Annotated in this window: 16 protein-coding genes; 11 read left to right on the forward strand and 5 right to left on the reverse strand. The window is 73.3% G+C overall.

Annotated features, from left to right (window positions below; genetic code table 11):
* Positions 1 to 5 precede the first annotated feature (5 nt).
* The 5 genes from VM685_RS12230 to spt are packed head-to-tail and all read left to right on the forward strand — an operon-like array spanning position 6 to position 5,578.
* The gene (locus VM685_RS12230; protein WP_325460442.1) at positions 6 to 1,376 is read left to right on the forward strand and encodes a lipopolysaccharide biosynthesis protein; all 1,371 of its coding nucleotides are present in this window, start codon (positions 6 to 8) and stop codon (positions 1,374 to 1,376) included.
* Positions 1,373 to 3,079 carry a fatty acyl-AMP ligase gene (locus VM685_RS12235; protein ID WP_325460443.1) on the forward strand — a complete coding sequence of 569 codons (1,707 nt, stop codon included), beginning with the start codon at positions 1,373 to 1,375 and terminating at the stop codon, positions 3,077 to 3,079. Before VM685_RS12230 ends, VM685_RS12235 begins: the two co-directional genes overlap by 4 nt.
* Positions 3,080 to 3,082: 3 nt before the next feature.
* Positions 3,083 to 4,066 (forward strand): NAD-dependent epimerase/dehydratase family protein, encoded by a 984-nt coding sequence (locus VM685_RS12240; RefSeq protein ID WP_325460444.1) that lies wholly within the window; start codon positions 3,083 to 3,085, stop codon positions 4,064 to 4,066.
* A 40-nt stretch (positions 4,067 to 4,106) separates the two neighbouring features.
* Positions 4,107 to 4,355 carry an acyl carrier protein gene (locus VM685_RS12245; RefSeq protein ID WP_325460445.1) on the forward strand — a complete coding sequence of 83 codons (249 nt, stop codon included), beginning with the start codon at positions 4,107 to 4,109 and terminating at the stop codon, positions 4,353 to 4,355.
* An 8-nt stretch (positions 4,356 to 4,363) separates the two neighbouring features.
* On the forward strand, positions 4,364 to 5,578 hold the full coding sequence (spt, locus tag VM685_RS12250; RefSeq protein ID WP_325460446.1) for a serine palmitoyltransferase: 1,215 nt from the start codon (positions 4,364 to 4,366) through the stop codon (positions 5,576 to 5,578).
* Here spt and VM685_RS12255 read toward each other — a convergent pair.
* Genes VM685_RS12255 through VM685_RS12265 form a run of 3 tightly spaced genes read right to left on the reverse strand, consistent with a single transcriptional unit; the run spans position 5,575 to position 8,530 of the window.
* Positions 5,575 to 6,489, reverse strand: a complete 915-nt coding sequence (locus tag VM685_RS12255) for a hypothetical protein (RefSeq protein ID WP_325460447.1) — start codon at positions 6,487 to 6,489, stop codon at positions 5,575 to 5,577. The two genes, spt and VM685_RS12255, sit on opposite strands and share 4 nt — an antisense overlap.
* Complete coding sequence (locus VM685_RS12260) at positions 6,489 to 7,397, reverse strand: diacylglycerol/lipid kinase family protein (RefSeq protein WP_325460448.1); 909 nt, start codon at positions 7,395 to 7,397, stop codon at positions 6,489 to 6,491. Before VM685_RS12260 ends, VM685_RS12255 begins: the two co-directional genes overlap by 1 nt.
* Positions 7,397 to 8,530 (reverse strand): CDP-alcohol phosphatidyltransferase family protein, encoded by a 1,134-nt coding sequence (locus VM685_RS12265; protein WP_325460449.1) that lies wholly within the window; start codon positions 8,528 to 8,530, stop codon positions 7,397 to 7,399. The genes VM685_RS12260 and VM685_RS12265 overlap by 1 nt, the downstream gene beginning before the upstream one ends.
* Before the next feature lie 67 nt (positions 8,531 to 8,597).
* Here VM685_RS12265 and VM685_RS12270 point away from each other — a divergent pair, with 67 nt between their 5' ends.
* Positions 8,598 to 9,497 carry a metallophosphoesterase gene (locus VM685_RS12270; RefSeq protein WP_325460450.1) on the forward strand — a complete coding sequence of 300 codons (900 nt, stop codon included), beginning with the start codon at positions 8,598 to 8,600 and terminating at the stop codon, positions 9,495 to 9,497.
* On the opposite strand, the gene VM685_RS12275 is transcribed toward VM685_RS12270, so the two are convergent.
* Positions 9,467 to 9,958 carry a DUF2141 domain-containing protein gene (locus VM685_RS12275; RefSeq protein WP_325460451.1) on the reverse strand — a complete coding sequence of 164 codons (492 nt, stop codon included), beginning with the start codon at positions 9,956 to 9,958 and terminating at the stop codon, positions 9,467 to 9,469. The two genes, VM685_RS12270 and VM685_RS12275, sit on opposite strands and share 31 nt — an antisense overlap.
* A 59-nt stretch (positions 9,959 to 10,017) precedes the next feature.
* Between VM685_RS12275 and VM685_RS12280 the strand changes: the two genes are divergently transcribed.
* Genes VM685_RS12280 through VM685_RS12300 form a run of 5 tightly spaced genes read left to right on the forward strand, consistent with a single transcriptional unit; the run spans position 10,018 to position 14,618 of the window.
* Complete coding sequence (locus VM685_RS12280) at positions 10,018 to 10,455, forward strand: HIT family protein (RefSeq protein WP_325460452.1); 438 nt, start codon at positions 10,018 to 10,020, stop codon at positions 10,453 to 10,455.
* A gap of 23 nt (positions 10,456 to 10,478) precedes the next feature.
* Positions 10,479 to 11,666, forward strand: coding sequence for an LptF/LptG family permease (locus tag VM685_RS12285; RefSeq protein ID WP_325460453.1), 1,188 nt, complete (start codon positions 10,479 to 10,481; stop codon positions 11,664 to 11,666).
* Positions 11,663 to 12,718, forward strand: a complete 1,056-nt coding sequence (locus tag VM685_RS12290; RefSeq protein WP_325460454.1) for an LptF/LptG family permease — start codon at positions 11,663 to 11,665, stop codon at positions 12,716 to 12,718. Before VM685_RS12285 ends, VM685_RS12290 begins: the two co-directional genes overlap by 4 nt.
* Entirely contained in the window at positions 12,718 to 13,869 is a 1,152-nt protein-coding gene (locus VM685_RS12295; protein WP_325460777.1) for a dATP pyrophosphohydrolase, read from the forward strand. Before VM685_RS12290 ends, VM685_RS12295 begins: the two co-directional genes overlap by 1 nt.
* Positions 13,866 to 14,618: a nucleotidyltransferase family protein gene (locus VM685_RS12300; RefSeq protein ID WP_325460455.1), complete on the forward strand. Its 753-nt coding sequence runs from the start codon at positions 13,866 to 13,868 to the stop codon at positions 14,616 to 14,618. The genes VM685_RS12295 and VM685_RS12300 overlap by 4 nt, the downstream gene beginning before the upstream one ends.
* Here VM685_RS12300 and VM685_RS12305 read toward each other — a convergent pair.
* Positions 14,615 to 15,379, reverse strand: a complete 765-nt coding sequence (locus VM685_RS12305) for an NTP transferase domain-containing protein (RefSeq protein ID WP_325460456.1) — start codon at positions 15,377 to 15,379, stop codon at positions 14,615 to 14,617. The two genes, VM685_RS12300 and VM685_RS12305, sit on opposite strands and share 4 nt — an antisense overlap.
* Positions 15,380 to 15,547 lie beyond the last annotated feature (168 nt).

Raw genomic sequence — 15,547 nt, forward strand, 5'->3', positions numbered from 1 at the left:
GCGCGATGAGCCCCGACGCCGCCCAGGATCCGCCCCGGCCCGCCGCCTTCCGGCGCGTGGTGACCAACGCCGGCCTGCTGCTGGGCGGGCGGACGGTGAACGCCGTGCTGAGCCTCGCCTACCTGGCGGTGGCGGCGCGGGGACTGGGCGTCACGGCGTTCGGGGTGCTGGTGCTGATCCACGCCTTCGCCCAGTTCCTCGGCGACGTGGTCAAGTTCCAGTCCTGGCAGACGGTGATCCACTACGGCGCGGGCCCGCTGGCCGCCCGCCAGACGACCACCTTCCAGCAGGTGCTGCGGCTGACGCTGGCGCTGGACGCGGCGAGCTGCGCGGTCGGGCTGACGATCGGGATCGCCGGCGCCTTCGTGCTGGCGGGTCCGCTCGGCTGGGGCGCGGCGAACGCGCCGGCCGCGGCGGGCTATGTGCTCTCCATCGCCTTCATGGTCTCGGCGACGCCGCTCGGCCTGCTGCGGCTGTTCGACCGGTTCGACGTCATGGCCAAGCAGACGGCGCTGGTCTCGCTGGTCCGGCTAGTCGGATGCGGGCTCGCCTGGGCGCTCAAGGCGCCGCTGGAGATCTACCTGCTGGTCTGGGCGCTGGGCACCGGCGCGGGCTTCGCCTACCTCGTGACCGCCTCGGTGGGCGAGCTCAAGCTGCGCGGCCTGCTGGAGGGCTTTCGGCTGCGGGGGCCGCTGGGCAAGGGGCTGCCCGGCGTCTGGCGTTTCGCCTGGTCCACCAACCTCAGCGCCACCCTGGACGTGGCCTTCACCCATGTGGTCACGCTGGCCGTGGGGGCCATGGTCGGGCCCGCCCAGGCCGGGTTCTGGCGGCTGGGGCGGCAGGTGGCCGACGCCATCGCCAAGCCGGCCAAGCTGCTCACCCCAGCGCTCTATCCCGAACTCGCGCGGATCCGGGTGGCGGAGGGCGAGGGTCAGATGGCGAGGCTCGCCGCCCAGGTGGGGCTGATGACGGGCGGCTTCAGCCTGGTGATCGTCGCCGTCGCCGCCTTCGCGGGCGCCCCGCTGCTCGGCCTGGTCATGGGCGAGGCCTTCGCGCCCGCCGCGACCCTGATGACCTGGCAGGTGGCGGCCGCCGCGATCGGCATCTTCGCCCTGCCGCTGGAGCCGATGCTGGTGTCGCTGGGGCGTCCGGGCGCGGCGCTCAGGGTCCGCATGGTGGTGAGCGCGGCCTTCCTCGCCGCCCTGCCCCTGCTGATGGGGGAATGGGGCGCGAAGGGTGCGGCCATCGGCCTCGTGGCGGCCGCCGCCGCCATGGCGCTGGGTAATCTGGGGATGCTGCTGCGGGGCCCTCGCGGGCCGCGCAGCCAAGAAGCCGCTTGCGAGGAACCTGCCTCCGGCGCGAAAGACGGTTTGTGACTCCGACTCCCACTGCACCAGACCGCGAACTGCGCCTCGGCTTCCCAACCCTCGTCGAGGCCCTGGAGTTCGCCGCCACGCGCCCGACCGGCGTGAACCTGTACGACCTGCGCGGCAAGCTGGCGCTCGTCCTGCCCTACGCCACCCTGCGCGACGAGGCGCAGGTCCTGGCCCGGCGGCTGCTGGCCTCGGGCCTGGCTCCGGGCGACCGCGTGGGGCTGGTGGCCGACACCGACGCCGACTTCGTGCGTCTGTTCTTCGCCTGCCAGTACGCCGGCCTGATCCCCGCGCCCCTGCCGCTGCCCGCGCCGCTGGCCGGGCGGCAGGCCTATATCGACCAGCTCGGCCGCCTGCTGGGCTCGGCGGGCGCCGCGGCGGTGTTCGGGCCGGCCAGCCTGCTGCCCTGGCTGGCCGAAGCCGCCACAGCCCTGGACATGCCGGCGCCGATCGCCATCGACGACCTGCCGCCGCCGGCGGCGGGCGAGCTGCCGGCCGTGACGCCGGACGCGGCCTGCTACGTGCAGTTCTCCTCGGGCAGCACGCGCAATCCGACGGGCGTGCTGGTCACCCACAAGGCGCTGATGGCCAACGCGCTGGCGATCACCCGTGACGGGCTGCAGGTGAAGCCGCAGGACCGGGCCGTCTCCTGGCTGCCGCTCTACCACGACATGGGCCTGATCGGCTTCCTGCTGAGCCCGCTGGCCAGCCAGATGAGCGTCGACCTGATGCCGACGGCGGCCTTCGTGCGCCGGCCGCTGATCTGGCTCGACCTGATGACCCGCGGCGGGACGATCTCCTACAGCCCCTCCTTCGGCTATGAGCTCTGCGCCCGGCGCGCCGACACCGCCGACATCTCCGGCTACGACCTCTCGGGCTGGCGGATCGCCGGCAGCGGCGGGGACATGGTCCGGCCCGGCCCGCTGCGCACCTTCGCCGAGCGGTTCGCCGAGGTGGGCTTCAGCGAGCGGGCCTTCGTGGCGAGCTACGGCATGGCCGAGGCGACGCTGGCGCTGACCATGGCGCCGCTCGGCCAGGGGCTGCAGGCGGCGTCCGTCGACGTGGAGCGCATGGAGGCCGATGGCCTCGTGCGGCCCGCCTCCGGCCGCCGCGCCCGGGAGTTCGTGAGCTGCGGTCCGGTGCTGCCGGGCCACGAGCTGGAGGTCCGCGGGGCCTCCGGCGAGCGCCTGCCCGAGGGCCAGGTGGGCCGCATCTTCGTGCGCGGACCCAGCATCATGACGGGCTACCTCAACCAGCCCGAGGCCACCGCCGCCGTGCTCGACGCGGCCGGCTGGCTCGACACCGGCGACCTGGGCTTCCTGGACGGCGGCGCCTTCACGCCGACGGGCCGCGCCAAGGACCTGATCCTGCTCAACGGCCGCAACATCTGGCCGCAGGACCTGGAGTGGACGGCGGAGGCCGAGGTGGAGCGCCTGCGCTCCGGCGACGTCGCCGCCTTCGCCGTCGAGGGCGACCCGGAGGACGAGGTGGTGGTGCTGGTGCAGTCGCGCTCGAGCGATCCGGCCGTGCGCGAGGCGCTGACCGCCGACGTGGCCGCGGTGCTGCGGGCCCGTCACGCCGTCGAGGCCCGGGTGGAGTTGGTGGGCGCGCACGCCCTGCCCCAGACCTCCTCGGGAAAGCTCAGCCGCTCCAAGGCTCGCGCCCTTTATCTGGCCGGCGCGTTCCGGTCGGTCGAGCCGGCCTGAACGGTGGCCCGAGGGCTCGCCGCGCTCACGGGCGCGACCGGATTCCTCGGCCGCCAGGTGGCGCGCGAGCTGGCCCGCCAGGGCTGGCGGGTCCGCGTGCTCACCCGCCGCGATCCCGTTCATTCCGACTGGCGGGATTTCGAGCCCGAGGTGGTGATCGGCGACCTTTCCGATTCGGCGGCGCTGGCCGCGCTGACCCGCGGCGCCGAGGTGGTGATCCACGCGGCGGGCCTGGTGAAGGCGCGCCGGCTCGAGGACTTCCGGCGGGTGAACGCCGAGGGGGCGGCGAAGGTCGCCGAAGCGGCGGGCGACGCCCACCTGCTGCTGGTCTCCAGCCTGGCGGCCCGGGAGCCGCAGCTTTCCCCCTACGCGGCCAGCAAGCGAGCCGGCGAGGACGCGGCCCGGGCGACGGCGGGCGAGCGGCTGACCATCGTGCGCCCCCCGGCCATCTACGGGCCCGGCGACCGGGAGATCCTGCCGCTGTTCCAGGCCGCGGCGCGGACGCCCATCCTGCCGGTGTTCGCCGACCACGCCCGCACCGCCCTGATCCACGTGGAGGACGCCGCCCGGCAGGTGGCGGCGCTGGCGGGCATGAGGCCGCAGGGCGCGACCTATGCGCTCAGCGACGCGCGCCCCGCAGGCTACGGCTGGGCCGAGATCATGCGCGCCGCCGCCGAGGTGATGGGCGCGCGCCCGCGGCTGGTGCGCACGCCAGGGGTCGTGGTGCGCGGCCTGGCCGCCGCCAGCGTCCTACGCCGCCTCGCGGGGGAGGCCCCGATCTTCACGCCCGGCAAGGCCCGTGAGCTGCTGCACCCGGACTGGAGCATCGCGCCGCACGAGCAGGCCGCCGGGCTGCCACAACCGGAATTTGACCTTTCGACCGGTCTGGCGCACACGGCGCAATGGTATCGGGCCGCCGGCTGGCTGCCGCGAGTTTTTGTGACCGCGGCGTTACAAACGGTGGAAAAACCGGAACTTCGTGATTAGCTACTCACCGGGACCGAGCCGAAGGGGGCAAGGCGTAAGCATGGCCGAAGTCGTGACTGACCTCACGGTGCGCGAAATCGAGCGCGCCGTGGCAACCGTGCTTGGCCGGTCGGTAAGGTTGCAGGACGAGACTGACATCGCCCGAGACCTGTCGGTCGATTCGCTCGCCCTGATGAACATCGTGATGGAGCTGGAAGACCGCTTCGATATTTCGATCCCCCTCGATCGACTTGCGGATATTCAGACGATCGGCGACCTGAGCGGTCTGATCACCGAGCTGCGGGCGTAAGGCGGACAATGGGACTGCTCGACAAGCATCTGGGCTACAGCCAGGCCTACGAAGGCATCCGCAGCCAGGGCGCGGACCCGTTCAACGTGCGATTCGACGCCGTGCGCTCGCCGACCGAGGCGGAGCTGCAGGGACGGCGGGTGATTCTGCTGGGCACCAACAACTACCTCGGCCTGACCTTCGACCCCGACTGCATCGAGGCCTCCGCCGAGGCGGTGCGCGCCTGGGGCACGGGCACCACGGGCTCGCGGATCGCCAACGGCAGCTTCGACGGCCACCTGGCCATGGAGCGCGACCTGGCCAAGTTCTACGGCCGCGACCACGCCATGGTGTTCACGACCGGCTACCAGGCCAATCTCGGCGTGCTCTCGGCCCTGGTCGGCCGCGGCGACCACCTGATCCTCGACGCCGACAGCCACGCCTCGATCTATGACGGCGCCCGGCTCGGCCATTCGGAAGTGATCCGCTTCCGCCACAACGACCCGGAAGACCTCTACAAGCGCCTGCGCCGCCTGAAGGACCAGCCCGGCGAGCGGCTGATCGTGGTCGAGGGCATCTACTCGATGATGGGCGACGTGGCGCCGCTCAAGGAGATCGTCGCGGTCAAGCGCGAGATGGGCGCCTACCTGCTGGTGGACGAGGCCCACTCCATGGGCGTGCTGGGCGACAAGGGCCGCGGGCTGGCCGAAGCCGCCGGCGTGGAAGCCGACGTCGACTACATCGTCGGCACCTTCTCCAAGAGCCTGGGCGCGATCGGCGGCTTCTGCGTCTCCGACGACAAGGACTTCGACATCCTGCGCGTCGTCAGCCGCCCCTACATGTTCACCGCCTCCCTGCCCCCGGCGGTCGTCGCCTCGACCCTGGCGGCGCTGAAGCGGGTCGAGGACGAGCCCGGGCTGCGGGCCCGCCTGCAGGCCAACTCCAAGCGGCTGTTCGACGGCCTGCGCGCCATGGGCTTCACGACCGGCGACACGGTCAGCCCGATCGTCGCCGTCGTGATGCCGGACCTGCCGGCGGCGCTCACCGCCTGGAACGCGCTCCTGGCCAACGGGGTCTACCTGAACCTCGCCATGCCGCCGGCCACGCCGGACAACCGCCCGCTGCTGCGCTCCAGCGTCAGCGCCGCCCACACCTTCGAGCAGATCGACGAGGTGCTGGGGGTGTTCGAGGCGGTGGGCAAGCAGATCGGCCTGCTGCCCTCCGAGCAGCGCGTCTCGGCCTAGGCCCGCTTCGCGCGCCAGAGTCGCCAGAGCACGCCGGGCGCCGCCAGGATCGGGTGGCGCTCGCGGAAGGGCGTGACGGCGATCTTTAGCCCGGTGTGCCGCTCGATCTTCCAGGCCGCGTAGCGCGCCGCGCCGTCGAAGGTGAAGGCGGCCTTGACCAGCCTCGCCATGTTCAGCGGCTTGCCGGCCAGGCGGCGGGCCCGCCAGCGATCCTCCAGGTGGCGCCGCAAGGCGGGATCCAGCGCCGGGCGCAGGTCGTCGCCGACGCGCTGGAACGCCAGCCCCTCGGCGCTCCAGGCGAGCGGCAGGAGCGAGGCCCAGCGGATCGGGGCGGCGCGGAGCAGCTCGTCGGCGCGGCCGGCGGTCTCCACCCGGAACTCGGCCTGGTAGGTCTGGCGGAACAGGGCGCGCCAGAACTCCAGCGCCACGCCCCGCTCGGGACCCAGCGCCGCGGCGAACCGGCCGGCGGTGCGCACCGCCGCGGTGACGGCGCGGACGACCTCGTCGCGGGCGGCGACGTCCCGCGTCCAGACCAGGGCGGTGGGCTGCACGAAGCGCGCCCAGATGGTGGTGTCGAGCGTCCCGCCGGCGGCGGCCCGCGCGAAGGTGGCGAGCGGCATGGTGGCGACCTTGGCCCGCAGCACGTCGCCCTGCGCGTCGAACTCACGGTAGCTGACCTCGGGCCAAAGGGCGCGCTCGGCCACGCGGCGCAGGCCGGTGCGGTGCGGCTGGTCGGTGAGCACATAGAAGTCCAGGAGGCCCGTGAGGTCGCCGGTGCGCAGCGTCGAGCCGTAGAAGATGACGGCCAGCGCGCCCGGCGCCTGGGCCAGCGCCTCGGCGAAGCGGCGGATGGGCGGCGGCGTCCTGGCCGACAGCTCCTTCTTCACGACGGAGTCCAACGAGACCGCCATCAGGTGACGAACTCCATCACCGGTCCCTGGCGCACCGTGAGCGCGCCGGCCCGGTAGGCTTCGCCGTCCAGCACGTACTCGCCCTGGAAGTCGACCTCGAGATCGCCGTCGCGGCGGACGTAGCCGGCGTCCTCCAGCCAGGCCGGCTGGGCCCCGGTCCAGAGCGGCGGCAGGGCGGCCACGAGCCGGCGCGGCGGCGCCTCGATCGCCAGGGCCTTCAGGCCGGGGCGGACCGGGCCGAACGGCTTCAGGCCCAGCGGCAGGGTCTCCAGCGTCGAGGCGATCACCAGGAACCGGGCGCCGTCCGTCGGGCCGCCGCCGCCGAGCGCCAGGCGCATCCCCTCCCCGGCCCGCCAGCCGCGGTCGCTGCGGCCCGCCATGCTCTGGACCACGGAGGCGGCCAGCGTCAGGGCGACGGAGGCGGTCCCGAAGGCGCCCATGCGGTGCGCCGACTGCGCCAGGCGCGTGGCGCGGACATAGGCGCCCGTACCGAAGATGAAGCCGCGGCGGCGCTCGCTGCCGTCACGGCGGACGACCTCCACGCAGGGCCGGCTGGCCCGCGGCCGGCCAGGCTCCAGGGCGCGCTGCAGGGCGGCCTCAACGGTCCAGTCGGCGGGCACGCCGAGATCCTCGGCGAGCACATTGGTCTTGCCGGAGGGCACGACCGCCAGCCGCGGCCGCCGCTCCCCGAACGCGGCGGGCAGGCGGGTGAGCACGTCGCGCACGGTGCCGTCGCCGCCGTCGATCACCAGGGTGTCGACCCCCTCCCCCGCGAAGCCCGCCAGCGCCTCGGCGAGCGCCTCCTTGGTCTTCGGCTTGGCGAACAGCGTCCCCTCCGGCGCCGCGGCCCAGGCCATGTTCCGCCGGTTGCGGTGGCTCTTCGGGTTGCGGATCACGCCGGCGCGCATCAGCGCGAGAGCCAGGAGACGACCTGGTCGCGCGGCGTCATCAGCGCCTTGGCGAGCTGCACCGCGTGCACGGCCAGGGAGATGGCCGTCCAGGCGCCCATCAGCCAGAAGCCCAGCCCGGGCGCGCCGAGCAGGGCCGCCGGCGTCAGGATCAGCATGTTGGGGTTCCGCCGGGCGGTGATCAGCCGGAAGAAGCTGTCGAACGGCCGCCAGGAGTGCACGTGGAAGCCGTAGCGGCGCATGAACACGCCCTCCATGCCCCGCTGCACCCAGTAGCCGATCAGGATGATGCCGAGCATCAGCCCGGCGTCCGGCGGCAGCTGGCCGGTGGCCTGCAGGCCCACGTACCAGGCCCACCACCAGAAGGGCGGGTGGATCAGGTCGATGCCGTGGTCGAAGAGGTTGCCGAACTTGGACGAGGTGAGCGTCACCCGGGCGAGCTTGCCGTCGACGGTGTCCAGGAAGGTCATGATCCAGGCGCAGACCAGGCCCCAGCCGAACTCGCCGATCCAGAACAGCCAGAAGGCCGCCAGCACCAGCAGGAAGCCCACGAAGGTCACCTGGTTGGGCGTCATCCCGGCGAGCGCGCACCAGCGGGTGACGATCCGCGCCGGCGTCGGCCAGACGTACTTGGTGACGATGTCGGTGACGCCCTTGTAGGAGCCCTTGAAGGTGCGCGCCTCCACGGCCCGGACGTTGGCCTCCGAGAGCGGCGTGAGGACCGGCGGCTCGCGCTTGCGCAGGGCGCTGTTGTAGGCGACCGACGAGGGATCGAGTTGCTCCAGCTCGCCCGGCGCGGTCCCGGCGGCGAGCATGGCGGCCACGGCCTCGGCCCGGCCTGCGGGCGCGTGCGCCGCCACCGGCTCGCCGCCCGGGCCCACCAGCACCACGCCCGGACGCGCGGCGACCTCCTTGACCAGGGGCTCGTCGATCACCCAGTCGGCGCGGGCGATCACCGCGGCCCGGTCGGGGGCGACGGACTCGGCGGGCTCCAGGCCGGCGCGCACGAAGGTGCGGCGCAGGCGCTCGGCCCCGGTCATGCCCCAGATGCGCGCCGCCCCACCGCCGACCGTCACGCCGAGCGGCCGACGCCCGCCAGATTCAACCTCGCCCGACTCGCCCAAGACGCGCATCACCCCTATTCAAAGCCGGCGCCTTGATAGCCAGATTGCGCTCGGCCTGACCAGAATCCTTCACGCTTTGCCGCACTTCCGCCTCGCCCACCTCTCGGACCCCCACCTGCCCCCGCCCGACCTGCGGCCGGGGTGGCGGGACATCGCGTCCAAGCGCCTGCTCAGCCGGATCGCCTGGCGCCGCAAACGCCATCGCCACCGGCCCGAGGTGCTGGCGGGCCTGGTGGCCGACGTGCGCGCCCAGGCCCCCGACCATGTGGCCCTGACCGGCGACCTCACCAACTTCTCCACCCCGGAGGAGTTCGCCGCGGCGCGCGCGTGGCTCGAGGGCATCGGTCCCACCGAGGCGGTGACGGTGAGCCCCGGCAACCACGACGCCCTGGTCCGGTCCCGGGGCGACGATCCGTTCTCCGCCTGGCGCGAGTGGCTCGGCGACGACCCGGCCGAGGCGTTCCCGAAGGTGCGGGTGCGCGGCGAGGTGGCGCTGATCAACCTCTGCTCGGCGGTCCCCACCGCCCTGCACCTGGCCCAGGGCCGGCTCGGGGAGCCGCAGGTCGCGCGGCTGGCGCAGGTGCTGCGCGAACAGGGCGAGGCCGGGCGCTTCCGCCTGGTCCTGGTGCACCATCCGATCGCCGAGGGCGCGGTCTCCGGCCGCAAGGCGCTGACCGACGCGACGGCGCTGCGCGCGGTGCTGGCGCGCGAGGGCGCCGAACTGGTGCTGCACGGCCACGCCCACGAGGCCCTGGTGACCCGCGTCGCGGGACCGACCGGGGCGATCCCCGTACTGGGCGTCCCCTCGGCCTCGGCGGCGGCGGACGGGCACGGCGAGGCCGCGCGCTGGCATGGGCTGGAGATCGCCCGCGCCGGCGACGGCTTCGAAATCGGCGTGGTGGCCCGCGGCCTCACGCCCGGCGGCGGGTTCGGCGAGCTCGGCCGCTACCGGCTGAGGTCGCCGGCGCGGAGGTAGCGCATCTGGACCGGCAGCGTCCGCCCGCCCGCGCCCACCGTGAAGCGCGCGCTCTCGAACGACGGCAGGCCGAATCGCGTCGGCGGGTCGTTGGAGAAGGCGAAGCCCTCCACCGGCATGCCCACGGCGTTGCGGTCGTAGTCGTGGTCGCCGTCGGCGTCGTGGTAGACCGCCACCGCATAGGCGCCGGGCCGCACCCAGAAGCAGGCCGTCGTCACCGGCGCCGCCGCGCGGGTGCGCACCCGCAGCAGCTTGCCGCCGGGGGCGAGGAAGCGGCGCTTGATGTTCGGATAGAGGGTGACGGCCACCTGCCCCCGCGCCGACTGCACGCCGGCCACCCGCACGACGAGCTGCACCGCGCCCGCGGACGGGTCGCCCTCGCACTCCGCCGCCCGGGCCGTGCCCTGGATTGCGAGCGCGCCGAGGACCGCCACGCACGCGGCGGCCAAACGGGCTTTCATCGGTACGACCCCCTCCCTATGATGGGCGGGACAGCGCCAGTGGCCTGTCCTGACGGACGATGACCAATCCTACCGCGCTGAAATTCGGGTATCCAAGGACCCTGGTCGCCGAGACGCCGCATTGGCTCGTTCTCGCGCGCCCCCAGCAGCCGACGCTCGGCTCGCTGGTGCTCGTCTGCAAGGACGTCGCCGGAGCCTTTTCCGAGCTTGGCCCGGAGGCGTTCGCCGACCTCAAGACCGCGGTGGACGGGATCGAGCGCCTGCTCACCGCCTTCGTGGGCTATGAGCGGATCAACTACCTGATGCTGATGATGGTGGACCGCGACGTCCACTTCCACGTCATTCCCCGCTACGAGGGCGCGCGGGAGCACGGCGGCCGCAGCTACGTCGACGCGGGCTGGCCGGCCCAGCCGAACCTCGGCGCGCACGTGGCCCTGGACGAGGACGCGGCCGCGGCGCTGGCGGCCGAGCTCGCCGCCCGCTGGACCGGCGCCTGAGCGCGCGGCGACGGGGGGACCGGTTGCGGATCATCGACCGCTACGTGCTGAAGCTCATGCTGTGGCCCCTGCTGGGCGCCATGCTGGTGACGCTGACCGGCCTCCTGCTGGAGCGCATCCTGCGGCTCCTGGACATGCTCTCGGGCAGCAGCAACCGGTTCGGCTTCCTGGCCGAGCTCAGCGCCAACCTGGTGCCGCACTACCTGGGCCTGACCCTGCCGGCGGCCTTCTTCATCGCCCTGTTCGTGGTGATCTCGCGGCTGAACCAGGATTCCGAAATCGACGCCCTGCTGGCCAGCGGCGTCTCGTTCACCCGGATCGTCTATCCCTACGTCGGGCTCGGGCTGGTGCTGATGTGCGTGAGTCTGGTGCTGTTCGGCTACCTGCAGCCCTATTCCCGCTACGCCTACCGCGCGGTGCTGCACGCCGCGGAGAACGCCGGCTGGAGCGGCACGGTGCAGTCCGGGATGATCGTCTCGCCCAACGACCAGCTGACCATGACGACCGACATGGCCGACGCCGCCGGGCGGCGGCTCACCGGGGTGTTCATCCGCCAGGTGGACGACCAGGGCCGGGAGATGGTCACCACGGCGCGCATGGGCCAGCTGCGCACCAACGCCGACGGCGAGACCGCCACCCTCGTGCTCGACGACGGGCTGCAGCTGCGCATCAACAGCCGCGGCGAGCCGGAGGTGCTGAGCTTCGACAGCTTCAGCCTCGAGGTGCCGCTGAGCGGGGCCGCGCGGCTGCTGCGCGCCCGCGGCGGCGACGAGCGTGAGCTGACCCTGACGGAGCTGGTGGCGGAGTCGCGCCGGCCCGACGGCCTCATTCCCCGCCAGACGCTGATCGCCGAGTTCCTGGCGAGGCTCAGCCGGGCGCTGTCCCTGCCGCTGCTGCCGCTGCTGGCGCTGCCGCTCGGGCTCGCCACCAAGCGGCGGGGCTCCGCGCCCGGGATCATCGTGGCCGGCCTGCTGCTGCTGACCTTCAACCAGCTCCTGCAGTTCGGCCAAGGGCTGGCGGCGGGCGGCGAGGCGCCGGCGGCGCTCTCGGTGGGCGCGCCGTTCGTGGCCTTCACGGCGATCTGCGCGATCACCTTCGCCACCAGCCGCAAGCGGCCGGGCGAGACGCCCGTGGGCGTGGCGGTGGAGCGGATCGCCGACGCGATCGTCGACCTGCGCCAGCGGATCCTGCCGAGGCGGGCGCAGGCATGACCATGGCCGCCCACATCCTGAAGACGGTGGGCCTGCGTATCCTGGCGGCGCTCCTCGTGCTGCTGGGCGTCCTGCAGGTGCTCGACCTGCTGGACGTGACGACCGACATCATCGAGCGCCAACTCGGCCTCTCGGGCGTGGCCTACTACGCGCTCCTGCGCCTGCCGCGGCTGATCGAGCAGGCCGCGCCGCTGGCGGTGCTCTCCGGCGCCCTGTTCGGGTTCAGCCGGCTGGCCCGCAACAGCGAGGTGACCGCCATGCGCGCGGCCGGCATGTCGGCCTACCGGGTCACCGCCCTCGCCGTCCCGGCGGCGATCGTGGTGATGGTCGTCCAGCTCCTGATGGCCACGGTCGTCGCCCCGCGCACCGACCAGACGCTGGCCGAGTGGTGGCGCGCCACGACCCCCAGCGCCAGCCGGCAGGTCGCCCAGCCGCGCACCTTCCGGGTGGGACGCGACCTGGTGGTCGCCACGCCCGCCTCGGTGGGCGGCGAGCGGCTGACCGACGTCAGCATCTACCAGCGCAACGCCGACGGCCGGCTGATCTCGACGACGCGGGCGCGCTCGGCGGTCTACCGCGACGGCGTCTGGGCCCTCGAGGCGCCGACGTTCCGCAGCGTGGCGCCCGGGCGCGTACAGTCGTCCTCGGCCGCCGAGATGATCTGGCGCAGCGAGCTCACGCCCGGGGACGTGGAGGCCCTGTTCGCCGGCAGCCAGCTCAGCCCCGGGGCGGCCGCCGCCGGCCTGGAGGGCAAGGCCGCGGTGCGGCCGCGAAGCTACTACGCCACCCAGCTGCAGCGGTTCGCCGCCGATCCGCTGGCCTGCGTGGTCATGCTGCTGCTGGCCGCGCCGGTGGCCATGGCTAATTTCCGCAGCGGCGGGACCGCCCTGCTCGTCACCTGCCTGGCGGCCGGGCTGGTCTTCCTGGTGGTCGACGGGATGTTCGTGGCGGTGGGCGAAAGCGGCCTGGCCGCGGCATGGCTGGCGGCCTGGGCGGCGCCTGTCCTATTCTCCGTCGGGGGACTCACGGCCCTGCTCTACCTGGAGGGATGATGGACGGGAGCGGCGCAACCAGCGCAGTCGGCCTCGTTCCGGTCTCCACCAAGGCGGAGCTCGAGCGGTTCATCCGCCTGCCGATGGCCCTCGGCCGGGGCGACCCCAACTACATCGCCCCGCTCCTGATGGAGCGGCGCGAGGCCCTGACCCCGAAGACCAATCCGTTCTTCGACCATGCGGAGGTGCAGCTCTGGCTGGCCGTGCGCGACGGCCGCGACGTGGGCCGGATCAGCGCCCAGATCGACCGCCTCTCCCCGGCCGCCATGGGCAAGGTCGGCCACTTCGGCCTGATCGCGGCCGAGGACGATCCGGCGGTGTTCGCCGCCCTGTTCCGCGAGGCGGAGGCCTGGCTTCGCGCCCGCGGCTGCGACCGCGCGCTGGGGCCCTTCAACCTGTCGATCAACGAGGAGGTCGGGCTGCTCGTGGAGGGGCACGACACCCCGCCCATGGTGATGATGGGCCACGACCCGGCCTACACGGGCGCCCAGATCGAGGCCCAGGGCTACGCCAAGGCCAAGGACGTCTACGCCTACATGGCGGAGACCTCGGTCGACCTGCCGGAACGGGTGCTGGAGCGGGTGCGGCGCGGCCTGCCCGAGGGCGTGGTCCTGCGCGAGCTGGACATGAGCCGCTACGACGAGGAGGTCGGCCGGCTCACCGAGATCCTCAACGACGCCTGGCAGGACAACTGGGGCTTCACGCCGACGACCGAGGCGGAGACCGCCCAGATCGCCAAGGCCATGCGGCCGGTGATCGACCGGCGGCTGACCTGGTTCGCCGAGATCGACGGGGAGCCGGCGGGCTTCATCGTCTTCCTGCCCAACGTCAACGAGGCGATCCGCGACCTGGGCGGGAAGCTGCTGCCGTTCGGCTGGGCCAAGCTGCTCTGGCGGCTGAAGGTGAAGGGTGTGAAGACCGCCCGCGTGCCGCTGATGGGGGTGCGCCGGAAGTTCGCCCGCACGCCGCGCGGCGTGGTCCTGCCGTTCCTGCTGATGAACGCCGGCGCCAGCGCCGCCCGCCGGCTCGGCTACGAACGGGCCGAGCTGTCCTGGATCCTGGAGGACAACCGGCCCATGCGCCACATCCTCGAGGCGGCCGGGGCCCGGATCTACAAGACCTACCGGATCTACGAGAAGGCCCTGGCGTGAGGCCGTTCCAGGCGCTGGTGCTGGCCGGCTCGCGCGGTGGGCCGGATCCGCTCGCCGAGGCGGCGGGCGTCAGCCACAAGGCGTTGATCCGCCTGGAGGGCCGCAGCCTACTGGAGCGGGTGGTGGGCGCGCTTCGCGAAGCCGGGGCCGGCCGCATCGCCATCTCCGCCAACCATGCGGACGTATGCCGGGAAGCCGAGCGGTTGGGCGTCGAGGTGCTGGAGGCCGCCGCCGGGCCCAGCGCCAGCGTCGAGACGGGCGCGGCGGTCCTCGGGACGCCGCTGCTGGTCACCACCTCGGACCACGCCCTGCTGCGCCCGGAGTGGATCGCCCGCTTCCTGGACGACGCCCCCGCCGACGCCGACATCTGCGCCCTCCTCGCCCGGCGCGAGACGGTGGAGAGGGACGCGCCGGTCACGCAGCGGACCTACCTGCGGCTGGCCGACGGCCACTGGTCGGGGTGCAACCTGTTCTACCTGGCGAGCCCCCGGGCGCTGGCCGCGGTGCGGCTCTGGCGGCGGGTGGAAGCGGAGCGGAAGCGGCCGTGGCGCATGGCCGCCATCCTGGGGCCCGGGATCCTCGTGGGCTTCCTGCTCGGGCGGCTGACGCTCACCCGTGCGGTGGCGCGGCTGGGGCGGCTGGCCGGGGTGCGCGCCGCGGCGGTGGCGACGCCCTACGGCCTGGCGGCGGTGGACGTCGACAAGATCGCCGACCTCGAACTGGTGCGCAGCCTCGTGGGCGAGGCCTAGGCCGCCGACTGGGCGGACCGCCGGGCCACCCAGCGCTCGGTGAGCGCGAGGTTCGCCTCCACGTCGGCGGGGAAGTCCATCTCGCCCCAGTCGAGGCCTTCGATGGACTGGACGGTGACCACGCCTGTGTCGCGCGCCAGCTCGTCGATGGCGCTCAGGTACCAGCGCTTCAGGCCGCCCGGCGAGCGGATCACCGCGTCGATGGCCGCCACGAACCGCGCCGCGCCGGCGGCGGAGAAGCGGATGAAGCCGATGGATTCGGCGTTGTACTCGGTGATCGTCTTGCCGATCGCCTCGAGGCGGCCGCCCTCCTCCAGGACCTTCATGTCGTCGGCGTCGTACTCGGCCTTGCGGTCGACGGTGACGGTGATCTCCGAGGCGGGCGCGGCCAGCAGGCGCTCGGCCACCGCCGGTTCGAACAGGGTGTCGCCGTTCAGCAGCAGGAGCTCGCGGTCGAACACCTCGCGGGCCATCCAGCAGGAAGCCAGGTTGTCGGCCACGTCATAGAACGGGTTGAACAGGGTGCGGACCTCGAGCCCCGGGATCGACAGGCGCGCCAGCTCGGCGTCCACGGCCTCGGCCTTGAAACCGGTGACCACCACCACCTCACGGATCCCGGCGGCGCGCAGGCCCTGGAGCTGCCACTCCAGCAGGGTCTTGCCGGAGAGGTCGATCAGGCACTTCGGGCGGGAGGTGGTCAGCGGCAGGAGCCGCTTACCCTGGCCGGCGCTGAGGATGAGGGCGCGAGTCACGGACGACATGGCTTCTCACTCGCAGAAGTTGGACGCGGCGGAAAGCCTCCGGCGGATCCGCGGCCGGGTCCCGCGTCGAACGGAGCCCGGCCGCAGTGGCAGGCCGACCGCAAGCGGCGGCCCTGCCGGCTCCGGTGTGGGTATGACGGAGCCGACCTCTGGTAGCAGGTCACGCGC

Origin of the sequence: Phenylobacterium sp., assembly GCF_035539035.1 — a bacterium.
Taxonomy (GTDB): Bacteria; Pseudomonadota; Alphaproteobacteria; order Caulobacterales; family Caulobacteraceae; genus Phenylobacterium.